The sequence below is a fragment of the Streptomyces sp. NPDC086835 genome, assembly GCF_044745705.1.
GTDB lineage: Bacteria > Actinomycetota > Actinomycetes > Streptomycetales > Streptomycetaceae > Streptomyces.
Genome location: NZ_JBIVAU010000005.1, coordinates 70,168 through 86,322, shown reverse-complemented (window position 1 = coordinate 86,322; position 16,155 = coordinate 70,168). Strand labels below are relative to the sequence as shown.

General features: G+C 71.3%; 13 protein-coding genes. 7 read left to right on the top strand and 6 right to left on the bottom strand.

What is annotated here, in order from left to right:
• Window positions 1-441 precede the first annotated feature (441 nt).
• Window positions 442-2,436, top strand: coding sequence for a VWA domain-containing protein (locus tag ACIPJI_RS18230; protein WP_402247281.1), 1,995 nt, complete (start codon window positions 442-444; stop codon window positions 2,434-2,436).
• 214 nt (window positions 2,437-2,650) lie between these two features.
• Here ACIPJI_RS18230 and ACIPJI_RS18225 read toward each other — a convergent pair whose 3' ends face one another.
• From ACIPJI_RS18225 to ACIPJI_RS18200, 6 genes are all read right to left on the bottom strand, one after another.
• Window positions 2,651-2,935: a sigma factor gene (locus ACIPJI_RS18225; protein WP_402247279.1), complete on the bottom strand. Its 285-nt coding sequence runs from the start codon at window positions 2,933-2,935 to the stop codon at window positions 2,651-2,653.
• A gap of 68 nt (window positions 2,936-3,003) precedes the next feature.
• Window positions 3,004-3,843, bottom strand: coding sequence for a formate dehydrogenase accessory sulfurtransferase FdhD (gene fdhD, locus ACIPJI_RS18220; RefSeq protein ID WP_364590248.1), 840 nt, complete (start codon window positions 3,841-3,843; stop codon window positions 3,004-3,006).
• A gap of 23 nt (window positions 3,844-3,866) precedes the next feature.
• Window positions 3,867-4,724, bottom strand: a complete 858-nt coding sequence (locus tag ACIPJI_RS18215) for a 2Fe-2S iron-sulfur cluster-binding protein (protein ID WP_402247278.1) — start codon at window positions 4,722-4,724, stop codon at window positions 3,867-3,869.
• Complete coding sequence (locus ACIPJI_RS18210) at window positions 4,721-6,703, bottom strand: NADH-ubiquinone oxidoreductase-F iron-sulfur binding region domain-containing protein (RefSeq protein ID WP_402247276.1); 1,983 nt, start codon at window positions 6,701-6,703, stop codon at window positions 4,721-4,723. The genes ACIPJI_RS18215 and ACIPJI_RS18210 overlap by 4 nt, the downstream gene beginning before the upstream one ends.
• Window positions 6,694-8,619, bottom strand: coding sequence for a molybdopterin-dependent oxidoreductase (locus ACIPJI_RS18205; protein ID WP_356619988.1), 1,926 nt, complete (start codon window positions 8,617-8,619; stop codon window positions 6,694-6,696). Before ACIPJI_RS18205 ends, ACIPJI_RS18210 begins: the two co-directional genes overlap by 10 nt.
• Complete coding sequence (locus ACIPJI_RS18200; RefSeq protein ID WP_402247274.1) at window positions 8,616-9,605, bottom strand: 2-dehydropantoate 2-reductase; 990 nt, start codon at window positions 9,603-9,605, stop codon at window positions 8,616-8,618. The genes ACIPJI_RS18205 and ACIPJI_RS18200 overlap by 4 nt, the downstream gene beginning before the upstream one ends.
• A 249-nt stretch (window positions 9,606-9,854) precedes the next feature.
• On the opposite strand from ACIPJI_RS18200, the gene ACIPJI_RS18195 reads away from it, so the two are divergent.
• The 6 genes from ACIPJI_RS18195 to ACIPJI_RS18170 all read left to right on the top strand — a co-directional run bounded on the left by ACIPJI_RS18195 (window position 9,855) and on the right by ACIPJI_RS18170 (window position 16,149).
• Entirely contained in the window at window positions 9,855-10,802 is a 948-nt protein-coding gene (locus ACIPJI_RS18195) for a beta-ketoacyl-ACP synthase III (RefSeq protein ID WP_356619985.1), read from the top strand.
• A 26-nt stretch (window positions 10,803-10,828) separates the two neighbouring features.
• Entirely contained in the window at window positions 10,829-11,302 is a 474-nt protein-coding gene (locus ACIPJI_RS18190) for an NUDIX domain-containing protein (protein ID WP_402247272.1), read from the top strand.
• A gap of 144 nt (window positions 11,303-11,446) precedes the next feature.
• Complete coding sequence (locus ACIPJI_RS18185; RefSeq protein WP_005309360.1) at window positions 11,447-12,124, top strand: GntR family transcriptional regulator; 678 nt, start codon at window positions 11,447-11,449, stop codon at window positions 12,122-12,124.
• Between the two features lie 152 nt (window positions 12,125-12,276).
• Complete coding sequence (locus ACIPJI_RS18180; RefSeq protein WP_402247270.1) at window positions 12,277-12,855, top strand: dihydrofolate reductase family protein; 579 nt, start codon at window positions 12,277-12,279, stop codon at window positions 12,853-12,855.
• Between the two features lie 275 nt (window positions 12,856-13,130).
• A complete protein-coding gene (locus tag ACIPJI_RS18175; protein ID WP_402247268.1) occupies window positions 13,131-14,312 on the top strand; it encodes an ROK family protein in 1,182 nt (393 codons plus the stop codon).
• 322 nt (window positions 14,313-14,634) lie between these two features.
• Window positions 14,635-16,149 (top strand): sugar ABC transporter ATP-binding protein, encoded by a 1,515-nt coding sequence (locus tag ACIPJI_RS18170; protein ID WP_402247266.1) that lies wholly within the window; start codon window positions 14,635-14,637, stop codon window positions 16,147-16,149.
• Window positions 16,150-16,155: the final 6 nt, after the last annotated feature.

Sequence of the window (16,155 nt, the reverse complement as noted above, 5' to 3'; positions counted from 1 at the left end):
GTCCACAGGGGCGTTGATCACGAGCGGCACTCGGTCACGTCCGCTGCGGAGCGGACGTGACCGGGACCGGCACGGCCCTCGCGACCGCCGGCCGGGCTGACGCCAGGCCGAGTCGGTGATCCATCGCGACCACCGATCGATGCCAAACCGCTGCACTGCGTCGGTACGGCTCTCCTCGCGCGAACTCCGGCTCTCTCGGCGCTCCAACGGCGCAACCTGCGTCGATGGTGCCCGGACCACCCCTCCGGCACCACCTGTTCTGCCGAGGCCAGAGATGCGTACACATGTCCGATCTGTGTGATCTCTTGACGCACGGAGTTCGAATCGGCACGCTCCGTGCTCGGACAACGGCGGAGTCGGGCACATCGGCGTGCCCGTCCCGCTGCTTGGATTCCTAGGGGGGAATCAATGCACGCGTTATCAACGCGTATGCGTATGCCCATGCCCATTCGGGCTCTCCTGGCCGGACTCGCGGTCCTGGCCCTCGCCCTGAGCGGCCTGGTCGCCCTTGCACCGAGCGCCTCGGCCGCACCCGTGCCCGACGCCTCGGCCAGCCCCACGGCCGTCGCCCGGTACGGCACCTCGACCGTGACGCTGAGACTCGACGGCGAGTCCAGCACTCAGTCGACACCGACCGACCTGGTCCTCGTGCTCGACGAGTCCGGCAGCATCGATGCCACCGAGTGGGGTCAGCTGAAGGACTTCGCCAAGAGCGTGGTCAACGGCGTGGCGGCCCACGGCCTGTTCACCAACGGCGGCAGGGTCGGCGTCGTCGGATTCGCCGACGGCGTGACACCGCCGGTCAGCGCGCTCAGCGGGGACAAGGACGCCGTCCTGAACGCCATCGATACCAACCCCAAGCAGAACACCGGCACCTGCATCGCCTGCGGCCTGGCCGAGGCCAACGCTGTCATGGGGGCGGACAACCCCGCCCGCAACCAGCTCGTGATCGTCATCACCGACGGCGAGGCGACCAGTGGCAACACCGCCGCCGAGGCCGCGGCCCTGCAGGCCAAGGCCACCGTCTTCGCCGTGGGCGTCGGCGGAGGGGTCCAGCAGGCCACTCTGGAGGTCATCGCCAGCGGCCCCGGCTCCGACAACACCTTCTCCGCCGGTGACTTCGGCAACCTCGACACCCTCCTGAAGGCCATCGTCGAGGCGGTCGTCGTGCCCGGCGCCACCCATCCGTCCATCGCCGTCACGCTCGACGCGCCCTGGGAGCTCGTGGCCGGCACTGTGACCGCGAACCTCGCCGGATCGGCCGTGAACAACGTCACCGCCGACGGATTCACCTGGTCCCGGGCCGATCTCGGGGACGAGAACCTGGAGATCACCTACCAGGTGAAGCACCGCGGCGCCCCCTGCGGGCCGCTGGACGTGAACAAGTCCGTCGTCTACCACGACGACCAGAACGCGTCCGTCACCTTCCCGAAGGTCGTCGTCACCGTCAACTGCCTGCCGCCCGTCGCCGATGCCGGGCCCGACAAGACCGTCGACGAGGGGTCCCCGGTCACGCTCGATGGCTCCGCCAGCCATGACCCGGACGGCACCGTCGTCTCGTACGCCTGGAGCGGCGCCGATGCCGGCATCGGATCCCTGGCGAACGCCGGTGCGGCGGTGGCCACGTACAACGGTCTCGACGACGGCGGCGACGCCGTGACGCTCACCGTGACGGACGACAACGGCCTCACGGACGACGACTCCACCACCGTGACGGTCAAGAACGTCGCCCCGGACCTCACCCTGACCAACTGCCCCGTCGATCCCTACGCCGTCGGCACGGACATCTCCTTCGCCGGCACGTTCACCGACCCGGGCACCCTCGACACCCACACGATGTCGGTCACCTGGGGCGACGGCACCACCACCGATGTGCCCGGCGTGAACTCCCCGGTGGGCGGCACGCACCAGTACGCGGCCGCGGGCATCTACGACATCGCCGTCACGGTCACGGACGACGACGGCGGGTCCGACACCCAGCACTGCGGCTTCGTCGTCGTGTACGACCCCAACGGCGGCTTCGTGACCGGCGGCGGGTGGATCAACTCCCCGGCCGGCGCCTACCCGGCCGACCCAGGGGCCACCGGGCGCGCGAACTTCGGCTTCGTGTCGAAGTACAAGAAGGGCGCGACCGTACCCACCGGCAGCACGGAGTTCCAGTTCAAGGCCGGAAGCCTCAACTTCCACTCCGCCGACCACCAGTGGCTGGTCGTCGCCGGTGACAAGGCCATCTTCAAGGGCACGGGCACGGTCAACGGCGCCGCCGGGTACTCGTTCATGCTCACCGCAACCGATGGCTCGCCGGACACGTTCCGGATGAGGGTGTGGAAGACCGTGGACGACACCCTCGTCTACGACAACCAAATCGGCTCGGCGCCCGACGCCGACCCGACGACCGCCATCGAGGGCGGGTCGATCAAGATCCACAAGGGCTGACGCCCCACGCTCGGCCGGCGGCCCCACCCAACGCCGGCCGGGCACAGGCCGTGGACCTCTTCGTCTTCACCGCCTTCATGTGAGCAGGTCGGGCTTTGATGATGCCCGACCTGCTCACATGCCTGGACCGGCTTGTGCGGGTGGCTGCTCGGCCGGTTGGCAGCCCGCATCTCGGGCGTCGAGCCATGCGTCCCCCGTGCTTGGGTGTGAGGTGTCAGCGATGGCGCCTTCCGTCTGTGGCAGGCCCTGCCGTGTCTTCGGCACCGCATCTCACGACCACGTCTGCCCCCAGTGTGTTCAGGCAGCGGTCGGCCGCGAGGCGGTGAAGCCACGTCCGCAGCGATGCGCGTTCCTCGTAGCCGCCGATCCCGCGCCAGGCCGCCGGCAACGTCTGCTGGAGCAGACCCTCGCCTTCCTGCACCGAGCCGAGGATGCGGTAGCAGTGCGGGCGGTCGGCGCGCGCCGGGCGCCGGACAGGCCGCTGAGCGGCCGCGCACACGGAAGGACCCGGCCGGCGCAGGGGGCGCTCCCCGCCGGCCGGGTCCGTATCCCGTGCAGCGGGGCGCGTCAGACCCCAGTGCGCAGGGCGATGCGCTCGTCGCCCGCGTACACGTTCATGTTGTTGCCGCGCAGGAAGCCGACCAGCGTCAGACCGGTCTCCGCAGCCAGGTCCACCGCCAGCGACGACGGCGCGGAGACGGCCGCGAGCACCGGTATGCCCGCCATCACCGCCTTCTGCGCCAGCTCGAACGACGCCCGCCCCGAGACCAGGAGGATCGACCGGGACAGTGGCAGCCGGTCGTCCGTCAGTGCCCGGCCGACGAGCTTGTCGACCGCGTTGTGCCGGCCGACGTCCTCCCGGATGTCGAGCAGCTCGCCCTCGGGCGAGAACAGTGCAGCCGCGTGCAGGCCCCCGGTCCGGTCGAAGACCCGCTGCGCCGCCCGAAGCCGGTCGGGGAGGCCGGCGAGCAGAGCGGGCTCGACGCGGACCGGGGGAGTGTCGGCGATCGGGAAGTGGGCAGTGGTGCGCACGGCGTCCAGGCTGGCCTTGCCGCACAGGCCGCAGGACGACGTGGTGTAGACGTTCCGCTCGAGAGTGATGTCCGGGACCGGGACGCCGTCGGCGAGCGCCACGTCCACCACGTTGTACGTGTTGGTGCCGTCCTCCTTGGCGCCCGCGCAGTACACGATCGACCGCACCTGGGAGCCGGCGTGGAGCACACCCTCGCTGACCAGGAAGCCCGCCGCGAGCGCGAAGTCGTCACCCGGAGTGCGCATGGTGATGGCGAGCGGCTTGCCGTTCAGCCGGATCTCCAGCGGTTCCTCGGCCACCAGCGTGTCGGGACGGGACGTGACCACCCCGTCCCTGATGCGGATGGTGCGGCGGCGCTCCGTGACCCGTCCCATGGCGATCAGTCCCATTCGTTCGATCAGCGCTGCTGTACGTGTTGGTAGCCGAAACGGCCCTTGATGCAGAGGTTGCCGTGGGTCACCGGGTTGTCGTGCGGCGAGGTGACCTTGACGATCTCATTCTCCTGCACATGCAGGGTGAGGTTGCAGCCGACGCCGCAGTACGCGCACACGGTCGTCGTCTCGGTCTGGGCCGACTCGTCCCAGGTCCCGGCCGCCCGCATGTCGAACTCCGACTTGAAGGAGAGCGCCCCCGTCGGGCACACCTCGATGCAGTTGCCGCAGTACACGCACGCCGAGTCGGTCAGCGGCGCGTCGTGCTCCGTGGATATGCGGGCGTCGAAGCCGCGCCCCGCGACGGCGATGGCGAATGTGTTCTGCCACTGCTCGCCGCAGGCGTCGACGCACTTGTAGCAGAGGATGCACTTGTCGTAGTCGCGGACGTAGAGGTCGTTGTCGATCTTCGGTTCCTCGTTCATCCGGGCCGCTTCCGGGCCGAAGCGGTCCGGCTTGGCCTCGTACTCCTTGAGCCACTCCGCGGCCCTCGGCGTCGTGGACAGATCGGTGGACGAGGCCAGCAGCTCCAGCACGACCTTCCGGCTGTGCCGGGCGCGCTCGGTGTCCGTCAGCACCGTCATGCCGGGCTCGGCGCGGCGGGAGCACGCGGGCGCGAGGGTCCGTGCGCCCTCGACCTCCACGACGCACACCCGGCAGGCGTTCTTGGGGGTCAGCGTGTCGCCCTGGCAGAGCGTCGGTATGTCCTTGCCGGCGGCACGGCACGCGTCGAGGATCGTGTCGCCCTCGGGGACCCTCACCTCTTGGCCGTCGAGGGTGAACTCGACCAGCCGGCGCGGCATATGGAGGGGGATGGCGGTCATTCGTAGGCTCCCAGCCGGTCGATGGCGGATTCGACGGCGTTCCAGGCGGTCTGCCCGAGGCCGCAGATCGAGGCGTCCCGCATGGCCCGGCCGACCTCGCGCAGCAGGGCGATGTCACCGGCCGCGGCGGCGCCCGTACGGTCCTTGATGCGGTGCAGTGCCTCCTCCTGGCGGACCGTGCCCACCCGGCAGGGCACGCACTGGCCGCAGGACTCGTCGCGGAAGAACTCGGCGATGCGCAGCAGGACGCGGGGAAGTTCGACGGTGTGGTCGAGGACGAGCACCACACCGGACCCCAGCGTCGTACCGGCGGCGCGGGTGCCCTCGAAGGTGAGCGGGATGTCCAGCTCGTCGGGGCGCACGAAGCTGCCGGCGGCCCCGCCGAGCAGGACCGCGCGCATCCTGTCCGGCGGCCCGGCGAGCTCGATCAGCTCGCGCAGGGTGACGCCGAACGGCAGCTCGTAGATGCCGGGACGGGCGACGTTGCCGGACAGGCAGAACAGCTTCGTCTCCTCCGTCCGGCCGGTGAGGATCGGCAGGACGTTGACGAGCGTCTCGACGTTGTTCACGGCCGTCGGCTTGCCGAACAGGCCCTTCTCCACGGGGAAGGGCGGCTTGGTGCGGGGCTCGCCGCGGTAGCCCTCGATGGAGTTGAAGATCGCGGTCTCCTCGCCGCAGATGTAGGCGCCCGCGCCGCGCCGGATCTCGATGTCGAAGGCGTAGCCCTGGCCGAGGACGTCCTCGCCGAGGAGCCCGCGGGCGCGGGCGGAGGTGATGGCGTTCTCCAGGAGGGCGAGCGCGCGGGGGTACTCGCCGCGGAGGTACAGGAAGCCCTTGTGGGCGCCGACGGCGTAGCCCGCGATCGTCATCGCCTCGATCAGGGCGTACGGATCGCCCTCCATCAGCACCCTGTCCTTGAAGGTGCCGGGCTCGCTCTCGTCCGCGTTGCAGACCAGGTAGTGGGGGTGGTCGGCCTGCGACGCGGTCGCCTGCCACTTCCGTCCGGTGGGGAACGCGGCCCCGCCGCGTCCGAGGAGACCCGCGTCGGTGACCTCCCGGATGACACCGGCCGGGCCGAGGGCGAAGGCGCGGCGGAGGGCGGCGTAGCCGCCGTGGGCGCGGTAGTCGTCGAGGGAGGCCGGGTCGACGACGCCGACGCGTGCGAGCAGGGTCAGCGCCGGGTCCCCCGCCTGGGGGACGGCGGCGCCGGCCGACGGCTCCGCGGGGGCGAGGTCCGGGGCGGCGGTGGCGGCGGCGAGGGCGGTGGGGGTGGCGGGAGCGATGACGGCGGTGGCGTATGCGGGTTCTTCCCCACCCCGCCCCTTCCCGACCCGGGGCTCCGCCCCGGCCCCAGCACCGGGGGCTCCGCCCCCGGATCCCCGCGCATCGATCGCCGGCGGGGCCGGGCTTGCCCCCTCGGCGGGGTCGGGGGCGGAGCCCGGAGTACCGCCACGAAGGGGCGATTCGGGGTCCGGGGCCTGTCCCGGTGCCGGAGAGGGGCAGGTCCCCGCACGGATCAGCAGGGCGGCCGGGGCGCGTTCGCACAGGCCCAGGCATGGGCTCGGCTGGACGGAGACGTCCGGGCCGAGGGCTTTTGCCGCCGACAGGGAGCCGCCGCGCGCCGCGCACGCCAGGTCCGTGCACACGTGCAGCACCTTCGCCGGCCGTGGCCGCACCGAGAACATGGAGTAGAACGTCGCCACCCCGTACGCCTCCGCAGGCGGCACCGTCAGGCGTCGGCAGATGTAGTCGAGCGCGCCTTCGCTCAGCCATCCCACCCGGTCGTTGACCGCGTGCAGCGCCGGGAGCAGCAGGTCGCGGCGGTCCCTGGCCGCCGCGCCGCCGCGCGCCCAGCGCAGCTCGTCGGACGAGCGGCCGGAGCCGCCCTCCCAGCCGGTCTCCGGAGCGCCGAGCAGCGCGTCGACCGCGTCCCGTTCCTCGTCCGTCGCCTTCGCGGTTTCGGTGAACTTCAGGTCCATGCGGGCACCAGCTTCTCGATCCGGACGGCCGAGGCCTTGAATTCCGCGGTGCCGGCGATCGGGCAGTTCGCCTCGATCGTCAGGGAGTTGGTGTCGACCTCGTCGGGGAAGTGCATCGTCATGAAGGCGAGCCCCGGCCGCAGCCCGGGGTCCACCCACACCGGGGCGGTCACAGAGCCGCGACGTGAGGTGACGCGGACCTCCTCGCCGACCCGGACGCCGTACGCCTCCGCGTCCTCGGGGCACAGCTCGATGTACTCGCCGCGCCGCAGCGGCGAGGCGAAACTGCCGCTCTGCACACCGGTGTTGTACGAGTCGAGCCGTCGCCCGGTCGTCAGCCGCAGCGGGTACGACTCGTCGGTGAGGTCGACCGGCGGGTCGTGCCGCACGAGGCCGAACTCGGCGGGAGCCCCGCGCCTGGCCGGGTCCTTCTCCCACAGCCTGCCGTGCAGGAAGCTCGACGGCAGCTCGGAGACGTCGGGACACGGCCACTGGAGACCCTGGTGCTCCTCCAGCCTCTCGTAGGTCATGCCGTAGTGGTCGGGGGAGAGCGAGCGCAACTCGTTCCAGACGGCCTCCGAGTCGTCGAACTTCCAGTCGTGGCCGAGCCGTTCGGCGATGTCGCAGATGATGGCGATGTCCTCGCGGGCCTCGCCCGGCGGCACGAGGGCGGCCCGCACCCGCTGCACCCGGCGTTCGCTGTTGGTGGTGGTGCCGTCCGTCTCCGCCCAGCCCGCCGTCGCGGGCAGCACCACGTCCGCCAGCTCGGCGGTCCTCGTCAGGAAGATGTCCTGCACGACCAGGTGGTCGAGCGACTCGAGCCGCCGTACGGCCTGCCCGCTGTCCGCCTCCGACTGGGCCGGGTTCTCGCCGATGCAGTACACGGCGCGGAGCTCACCGCTCTCCATCGCCTCGAACATCTCGGTCAGCGTCTTGCCGTAGCGGGGCTGGATGGCCGCGCCCCAGGCGCGTTCGAACTTCTCCCGAGTCTCGGGGTGGAGGATGTCCTGGAAGCCGGGCAGCCGGTTGGGGATCGCCCCCATGTCGCCGCCGCCCTGCACGTTGTTCTGGCCGCGCAGCGGCTGCACGCCGGCGCCGTACCGGCCGACGTGGCCGGTGAGCAGGGCGAGGTTGATCAGCGCCCGGACGTTGTCGGTGCCGTTGTGATGCTCGGTGATGCCGAGGGTCCAGCAGAGCTGGGCGCGTTCGGCGGTGGCGTAGGCGTGCGCCAGTTCCCGGATCGCCGCGGCGGGCACGCCCGTCACCTTCTCCGCGGCGGTCGGTGTCCACGGCTCGACGAGCTCCGCGTACTCCTCGAAGCGGGTCGTCGCGCGCTCCACGAAGGCCCGGTTGACCAGGCCGGCGTGGATGATCTCGCGTCCGACGGCGTGGGCGAGCGGGATGTCGGTGCCGACGTTGAGGCCGAGCCAGCTCTCCGCCCACTCGGCGGTCGAGGTGCGGCGGGGGTCGACCGCGTACATCTTCGCGCCGTTGCGTATCCCCTTCAGCACGTGCTGGAAGAAGATCGGGTGTGCGAACCGGGCGTTGGAGCCCCACATGACGATCAGGTCGGTGTGGTCGACCTCCTCGTAGGAGGAGGTGCCGCCGCCGGAGCCGAAGACCGCGGACAGGCCCGCCACGCTGGGCGCGTGACAGGTGCGGTTGCACGAGTCGACGTTGTTGGTGCCCATCACGACGCGGGTGAACTTCTGCGCCACGTAGTTCATCTCGTTGGTGGCGCGGGCGCAGGAGAGCATCGCGAAGGCATCGGGCCCGTGCGCCTCGCGGGTTTGCCGGAAACCGGCCGCGGCCCGCTCCAGCGCCTCGTCCCAGCTCGCCCTGCGCAACTGCCCGTCGTCGCCGCGGACCAGTGGATGGGTGAGCCTCGGATACCGCTTCTGCGGCTTCTTCTTCATGCTGCGCTCCCTGTGGAGGCGATCGAGGTCGATGCGAGGAGGTCGGCGAGTGCGTGCACGGCGCACAGCTTCGGTACGGGGGTCTTCGTCAGCGCGGCCAGTTCGACGACGGCGGCGAGCAGCACGTCCAGCTCGAGCGGCTTGCCCTTCTCCAGGTCCTGGAGGGTGGACGTCTTGTGGTCGCCCACGCGCTCAGCGCCGGCGAGACGCCGCTCGACGGAGATCTCCGGGCGGCAGCCGACGGCGGCCGCGACCTCGAGCGTCTCGTGCATCATCGTCTCGACCAGCGCCTTCGTGTCCCGGTGGCGGCAGATCTGCGCCATCGTGGCCCGGGACAGCGCGCTGATCGGGTTGAAGGAGATGTTGCCCAGCAGCTTGATCCAGATGTCGTTGCGCAGATCGGGTTCGACGGGGCATTTGAGCCCGCCGGCGATCATGGCGTCGCTGAACTCGACGCAGCGCGGTGACACGGCCCGGTCCGGCTCGCCGATGGAGAACCGGGTGCCTTCCAGGTGCCGTACGACGCCGGGCGCCTCGAGTTCCGTGGCGGCGTAGACGACGCAGCCGATGGCGCGTTCGGGTGGCAGGGTCGCGCTGACGGCGCCGCCCGGGTCGACGCTCTCGATGCGGCGGCCGGCGTAGGGCCCGGGCAGGCCGTGGAAGTACCACCACGGGATGCCGTTCTGGGCGGCGATGACGGAGGTGCGCTCGTGCAGCAGCGGGTGCACCAACGGGCCCGAGGATGCGTACGAGTTGGCCTTGAGACCGAGGAAGACATGGTCGACGGGGCCGACGGACGACGGGTCGTCGGTGGCGTTCGGACGGGCGGTGAAGTCACCGCGGGGACTGAGCACACGGACGCCGTCGCGGCGCATGGCCGCGAGGTGGGCGCCGCGGGCGATGAGATGGACCTCGGCGCCGGCGCGGTGGAGCGCGGCCCCGACATACGCGCCGATGGCTCCGGCGCCGACAACTGCGACTTTCACGGGGCTCTCCGTTCGGTTGACGACCGAGCGAGGGAGGAATGTGATGAGGGTGAGTCGACAGAATATTGTCTACAGTATGCCCTTCAGGGGGTCAAGGGTCGCGTCGCACCGAGCCCCGCGGGCGCCGGGCACCCTTCGAGAAGCTCCAAAGTCCTGGGCGGGAAGCTGTGGGATCATATGCCGCCGTACCGGCCGGTAGCAGCCAAGACTGGGTCTTTCCTGCCTTACTGATCGAGGAGAACCCCATCCATGACCGGCTCACGTGTCGTCGCGCTCGGGCACTACCAGCCCTCCAAGGTGCTCACCAACGACGACCTGGCGGCCATGGTCGACACCAGTGACGAGTGGATCCGCAGCCGTGTCGGCATCCGGACCCGCCATGTCGGGGGGCCCGACGAGCCGGTCGACGAGCTCGCCGCGCACGCCGCGGCCAAGGCGCTGGCCGCCGCCGGGCTGACGGCCGCCGACATAGATCTGGTGCTGGTGGCGACGTCGACCGCCGTCGACCGCTCACCCAACATGGCGGCGCGGGTGGCGGCCCGGCTGGGCATGGGCTCGCCCGCGGTGATGGACCTCAATGTCGTCTGCGCCGGCTTCACGCACGCGCTCGCCACCGCCGACCACACCCTGCGGGCCGGGGCGGCCTCCCGGGCGCTGGTCATCGGTGCGGACAAGATGGCCGACATCGTGGACTGGACCGACCGCTCGACCTGCGTCCTCGTCGGTGACGGCGCCGGCGCAGCCGTGGTGGAGAGCGTCCCCGAAGGTCAGGAGCCGGGCATCGGCCCGGTGCTGTGGGGTTCGGTCCCCGAGATGGGGCACGCCGTACGGATCGAGGGCACTCCGCCGCGCTTCGCGCAGGAGGGCCAGGCCGTCTACCGGTGGGCCACCACGCAGCTGCCGCCGATCGCCCGCAAGGTCTGCGAGCGGGCGGGCGTCGCGCCGGAGGACCTCGCGGCGGTGGTCCTGCACCAGGCCAACCTGCGGATCATCGAGCCGCTCGCGCAGAAGATCGGCGCCGTCAACGCCGTCGTCGCCCGCGACGTCGTCGACTCCGGCAACACCTCGGCCGGGTCGATCCCGATGGCGCTGTCCAAGCTGGTCGAGCGGGGTGACATCCGGCCGGGCGACCCGGTGCTGCTCTTCGGTTTCGGCGGCAACCTCTCGTACGCGGGCCAGGTCATCCGCTGCCCCTGACGACCCGGGGCGGCACACTGAACGGCATGGTGAACAAGCGGAGCGCCGGGCTGCTGCTGTGGCGGCGCAGGGAAGCCGGTGTCGAGGTCCTCATCGGGCACATGGGCGGCCCGTTCTGGGAGTCGCGCGACGAGGCGGCATGGTCGATCCCCAAGGGTGAGTACGCCCCCGACGAGGAGCCGATGGCCGCCGCGCGGCGGGAGTTCGAGGAGGAGCTCGGGCTCCAGGCCCCGGACGGGGAGTGGCATCCGCTCGGCGAGGCGCGCCAGTCGAGCGGCAAGCTGGTGACGGCCTGGGCGCTGGAGGGCGATCTGGACACGTCCCTCGTCGTGCCGGGGACCTTCACCATGGAGTGGCCGAGGGGGTCGGGCCGGTTCGGCGAGTTCCCGGAGATCGACCGGGCCGAGTGGCACGGGCTGGACGAGGCGCGGCGGAAGCTGGTCAGCGGACAGCGGGTCTTCCTGGAGCGACTGATTCCGCTTGTCGGGCAGGACCGTTGACGTGACCGGTTCGGGACCCGTCGACGTGACCGGCATCTCGGTGTTGGTCATGAGTGCGCTCGGTAGACTGTAGACGATAGCCAATTCCTCGATCGCTGTTGTCGTCCGTACTCGTCCGCTCCATCGCCCGGAAGGGGACCGCCGATGCTGTCCGCAGGACTGCCGCAGGGAACCGTGCCCAAACTGGAACGGCCCGGCCCGCTGCGTGAGCGCGTGTACGAGGCGCTGCTGGAACTGATCACCACACGTGCGCTGCGGCCCGGCCAGCACCTGGTCGAGAGTGAGCTCGCCGGTCATCTGGGCGTCTCCCGGCAGCCCGTGCGTGAAGCGCTGCAACGGCTCAACACCGAGGGATGGGTCGACCTTCGCCCTGCCCAGGGCGCGTTCGTCCACGAGCCGACCGAGTCGGAGGCCGACCAACTCCTCTCCGTGCGCACCCTGCTGGAGGCGGAGGCCGCCAGGCTTGCGGCCGCGAACTCGGGCACGGCCGGTATCGAGGCCCTCGAGGAACTGTGCGCCCAGGGGGAGCAGGCCGTCGCGGACGACGACGTCGACCTGGCGGTCGCCACCAATGCCGCCTTCCACGCCAAGGTGATGGAGCTCGCCGGCAACCTGGTCCTGGCGGAGCTCGCGGGGCAGGTCGACCGCCGCGTCCGCTGGTACTACACCCCGGTCGCCCGGCAGCGGGGACGCCAGTCGTGGATCGAGCACCGCGAACTGATCGCGGCCATCTCCGCCCGCGACGAGAAGCGGGCCACGGAGGTCATGCGGGCGCACACGGAGCACACCCGCAAGACCTACCACCAGCACGAGCAGTCCTGACCCGGCGCCCGGTCGGGCGGGCGGACGGTTCGGGCGAGCGGTTCGGGCGAGCGGTTCAGGCGACGGTTCAGGCGGGCGGACGGCCGCATGTCGCCGTGCCGCGGTCTCCGTATCGGTGGTAGCACTGGCTGCGCCGACGAAGGAGAGCCGCCATGGGAAGAATCGTGATCAGCGAGAACGTCTCGCTCGACGGAGTCGTCCAGGACCCGACCGGTGACGAGGGCTTCGAGCGTGGCGGCTGGTTCGCCCGGATCGGGGACGAGGACCGCGCCAAGTGGGCCACGGTCGAGTTCGACGAGGCGCTGCGCGCCGATGCCCTGCTGCTGGGGCGGCGGAGCTACGAGTGGTTCGCGGCGCGGTGGCCCTCCCGGAGCGGCGCGTGGGCGGACAGGCTGAACAGCATGCCCAAGTACGTCGTCTCCTCGACCCTCGAAGATCCCGACTGGAACAACTCGTCGGTCCTGAAGGGCGAGGTGGTGGGCGCGGTCGCGAAGCTCAAGCAGGAGCTCGACGGGGAGATCGTCGTCTACGGCAGCCGCCGGCTCGCCCGCACGCTGATGGAGCACGATCTGGTCGACGAACTGCGGCTGATGGTCCACCCGGTCGTGCTCGGCGCGGGCGAGCCGATCTTCGGCGGGACCAGCGAGGAGAAGTCAGTCCGCCTCCTGGACAACCGCACCGTCGGTGACGGCCTCGCCTACCTCACCTACGAGCTCGTCCGGGACGCCTGACGTCCGTACGCCTGCCTCCGTGCACACGCCTGTGTCGCACGCCTCCAGCCGGGGTGCGCACGTCCATCCGGACCCGGTACGGACACGGACGACAGGGGCTCGGGCCGACCTGACGGCCGCTCTTTGTCCCGGGTGTGGAGAAAGTTGGACCGGAACTGTGCTCAAGTTCTTCCCAGTTCGGTAAAGCGCTGCTACGTTCCCCTCGAAAGCCCGACGGAGACAGCCGACTGGGTCCCCAGCCGAAGGCCAGGGGAGGGGAGGGGCACGTGAGACGGATGACCGCTCGACCAGCGAACGCGCACCAAGCGCGACTGCTCCGGCTGCTGCGTGACGGCGGGCCCAACTCGCGCGCGCAGCTGGGGGACCAGGTCGACCTGTCCCGGTCCAAGCTCGCCGTCGAGGTCGACCGGCTGCTGGAGACCGGGCTCGTCGTCGCCGACGGGCTCGCCGCCTCCCGCGGCGGCCGCCGGTCCCACAACATCAGGCTCGCACCCGCGCTGCGCTTCCTCGGTGTGGACATCGGCGCCACTTCGATCGATGTCGCCGTCACCAACGCCGAGTTGGAGGTCCTCGGGCATCTCAACCACCCCATGGACGTCCGCGAGGGCCCGGTCGCGGTCTTCGAGCAGGTGCTGTCGATGGCGGCCAAGCTCAAGGCCTCCGGTCTCGCGGAGGGCTTCGACGGCGCGGGCATCGGGGTCCCCGGCCCGGTCCGCTACCCCGAGGGCGTGCCGGTCGCGCCCCCGATCATGCCCGGATGGGACGGCTTCCCCGTACGCGAGGCCCTCAGTCAGGACCTCGGCTGCCCTGTCATGGTCGACAACGACGTGAACCTGATGGCCATGGGCGAGCAGCACGCCGGTGTCGCGCGTTCCGTCGGAGACTTCCTGTGCATCAAGATCGGCACGGGTATCGGCTGCGGCATCGTCGTCGGCGGTGAGGTCTACCGCGGTACGACGGGCAGCGCCGGCGACATCGGCCACATCCAGGTCACACCCGAGGGCCGTGCCTGCGCCTGTGGCAACCGGGGCTGCCTGGAGGCGCACTTCAGCGGCGCCGCCCTCGCCCGCGACGCCGAGGACGCGGCACGGGCCGGCCGGTCGGTGGAGCTCGCCACCCGGCTGGAGGCGGCAGGGCATCTCACGGCCGTGGACGTGTCGGCGGCCGCCGCGGCCGGTGACGCCACGGCACTGGACCTCATCCGTGAGGGAGGGAACCGCCTCGGCCAGGTCATCGCCGGGCTCGTCAGCTTCTTCAACCCGAGTCTCGTCGTGATCGGCGGCGGGGTCACCGGCCTCGGCCACACCCTGCTCGCGAGCGTACGGACCCAGGTCTACCGGCAGTCCCTGCCGCTCGCGACCGGCAATCTGCCCATCGTCCTGGGCGAGTTGGGACCGACCGCCGGCGTCATCGGCGCGGCCCGGCTCATCAGCGACCACCTGTTCTCGCCGGCCTGACAGGGCCGGACGACTCGTCACGCACCACAGCACCGTCGCAGTACCCAACGGCACCACCCGCACCACCCCGCAGCCCGGGAACACCACGGACCACCCGCACGCCGAACAGCACGGCACCACCCGCACGCCCCCGCACCACCCCGGCACACCGCGCCGCGAGCGGCGCCCCGCACTGGTCGCGTGGCATCCAGGCCACGCCCGCTCCCACCCGTACGCCCCGGCACTCATGACGCCAGGGGCGCCCCAGAGCCGCCCGTAACCGCTTCCGTACCCCCGTCCCGCCCTGCCCGCTCACCGGCCGCACCCGCCGAGGGGATTCGTCATGGCACCAGAACCACCCCTGCTCACCATGTCCGGCATCACCAAGTCGTTCCCGGGCGTCCGCGCCCTGGACGGCGTGGACCTCGAGGTCCAGGCCGGTGAGGTCCACTGCCTCCTCGGCCAGAACGGCGCCGGCAAGTCCACCCTGATCAAGGTCCTCGCCGGGGCCCACCAGCCCGACGGCGGAGAGATCACCTGGCGGGGCGAGGCCGTCTCCCTCAAGTCGCCCATCGCCGCCATGCGCCTCGGCATCGCCACCATCTACCAGGAACTCGACCTGGTGGAAGGGCTGTCCGTCGCGGAGAACGTCTTCCTCGGGCACGAGCCCACCACGGCCGGATTCGTCGTGCGCGGCGGGACCGCCCGCACCGCGGCCGCCGGTCTCCTCAAGAGGCTCGGCCACCCGGAGATCGACCCCTCGCGGCTCGTCGGCGACCTCTCCGCGGCCCAGCAGCAGATCGTCTCCATGGCCCGCGCCCTCTCCCACGAGGTACGGCTCATCGTGATGGACGAGCCGTCCGCCGCGCTCGACCCGGACGAGGTCGACAACCTCTTCCGCATCGTGGGCGACCTGACGGCGGACGGGGTCGCCGTCGTCTACATCTCCCACCGTCTGGAGGAGATCCGGCGGATCGGCGACCGGGTCACCGTCCTCAAGGACGGCAGGGCCGTCGCGGTCGGCCTGCCGGCCAAGTCCACCCCGACCCGCGACGTGGTGGCCCTGATGACCGGGCGCAACGTCGAGTACGTCTTCCCCGAGCGTCCCACCGCCGGCGCCGCCGCGGGCAAGGAACCCGTGCTGAGGGTCGAAGGGCTCACCCGGCACGGCGAGTTCGCGCCCGTCGACCTGGAGCTGCGGCCCGGCGAGATAGTCGGCCTGGCGGGACTGGTCGGATCCGGACGCAGCGAGATCCTGGAGACGATCTACGGCGCTCGCCGGGCCGACGCCGGCCGCGTCCTCGTCGACGGCACCGTCCTGCGGCCCGGCAGCGTCCGTGCCGCCGTCCGCGCCGGCATCGGGCTCGCCCCCGAGGAACGCAAGGCGCAGGGCCTGCTGATGCTCGAGTCGGTCACCCGCAACGTCTCCGTCTCCACCCTCTCCCGCTTCTCCCGCGCGGGCTGGCTCGACCACCGTGCCGAACGGGCCGCCGCGCAACAGGCCACCAGGGAACTGTCGTTGCGCCCCGACAACCCCGACGCCCGCATCCGCACCCTCTCCGGCGGCAACCAGCAGAAGGCGGTGCTCGCCCGCTGGCTGCTGCGCGGCTGCAAGGTGCTGCTGCTGGACGAGCCGACCCGCGGCGTCGACGTCGGCGCCCGCGCCGAACTCTACGCAGTGATCCGCCGGCTGGCCGACGAAGGCCTCGCCGTACTTCTCGTATCCAGCGAAGTGCCCGAAGTCCTGGGCCTCGCCGACCGGGTGCTGGTGCTCCGCGAAGGCAGCGTCGTGCACACGGCGGACGCCCGGGAGCTCGACGAGCACCGCGTACTCGACCTCGTGATGGAAGGGAGCTGAGACGGC

Bases quoted from the DNA above. Each gene is read 5' to 3' on its own strand.
- ACIPJI_RS18230 (WP_402247281.1), top strand. From the start codon at position 442: ATGCCCATTCGGGCTCTCCTGGCCGGACTCGCGGTCCTGGCCCTCGCC.
- fdhD (WP_364590248.1), bottom strand. From the start codon at position 3,843: ATGGGACGGGTCACGGAGCGCCGCCGCACCATCCGCATCAGGGACGGG.
- ACIPJI_RS18215 (WP_402247278.1), bottom strand. From the start codon at position 4,724: ATGACCGCCATCCCCCTCCATATGCCGCGCCGGCTGGTCGAGTTCACC.
- ACIPJI_RS18210 (WP_402247276.1), bottom strand. From the start codon at position 6,703: ATGGACCTGAAGTTCACCGAAACCGCGAAGGCGACGGACGAGGAACGG.
- ACIPJI_RS18205 (WP_356619988.1), bottom strand. From the start codon at position 8,619: ATGAAGAAGAAGCCGCAGAAGCGGTATCCGAGGCTCACCCATCCACTG.
- ACIPJI_RS18195 (WP_356619985.1), top strand. From the start codon at position 9,855: ATGACCGGCTCACGTGTCGTCGCGCTCGGGCACTACCAGCCCTCCAAG.
- ACIPJI_RS18190 (WP_402247272.1), top strand. From the start codon at position 10,829: ATGGTGAACAAGCGGAGCGCCGGGCTGCTGCTGTGGCGGCGCAGGGAA.
- ACIPJI_RS18185 (WP_005309360.1), top strand. From the start codon at position 11,447: ATGCTGTCCGCAGGACTGCCGCAGGGAACCGTGCCCAAACTGGAACGG.
- ACIPJI_RS18180 (WP_402247270.1), top strand. From the start codon at position 12,277: ATGGGAAGAATCGTGATCAGCGAGAACGTCTCGCTCGACGGAGTCGTC.
- ACIPJI_RS18175 (WP_402247268.1), top strand. From the start codon at position 13,131: ATGACCGCTCGACCAGCGAACGCGCACCAAGCGCGACTGCTCCGGCTG.
- ACIPJI_RS18170 (WP_402247266.1), top strand. From the start codon at position 14,635: ATGGCACCAGAACCACCCCTGCTCACCATGTCCGGCATCACCAAGTCG.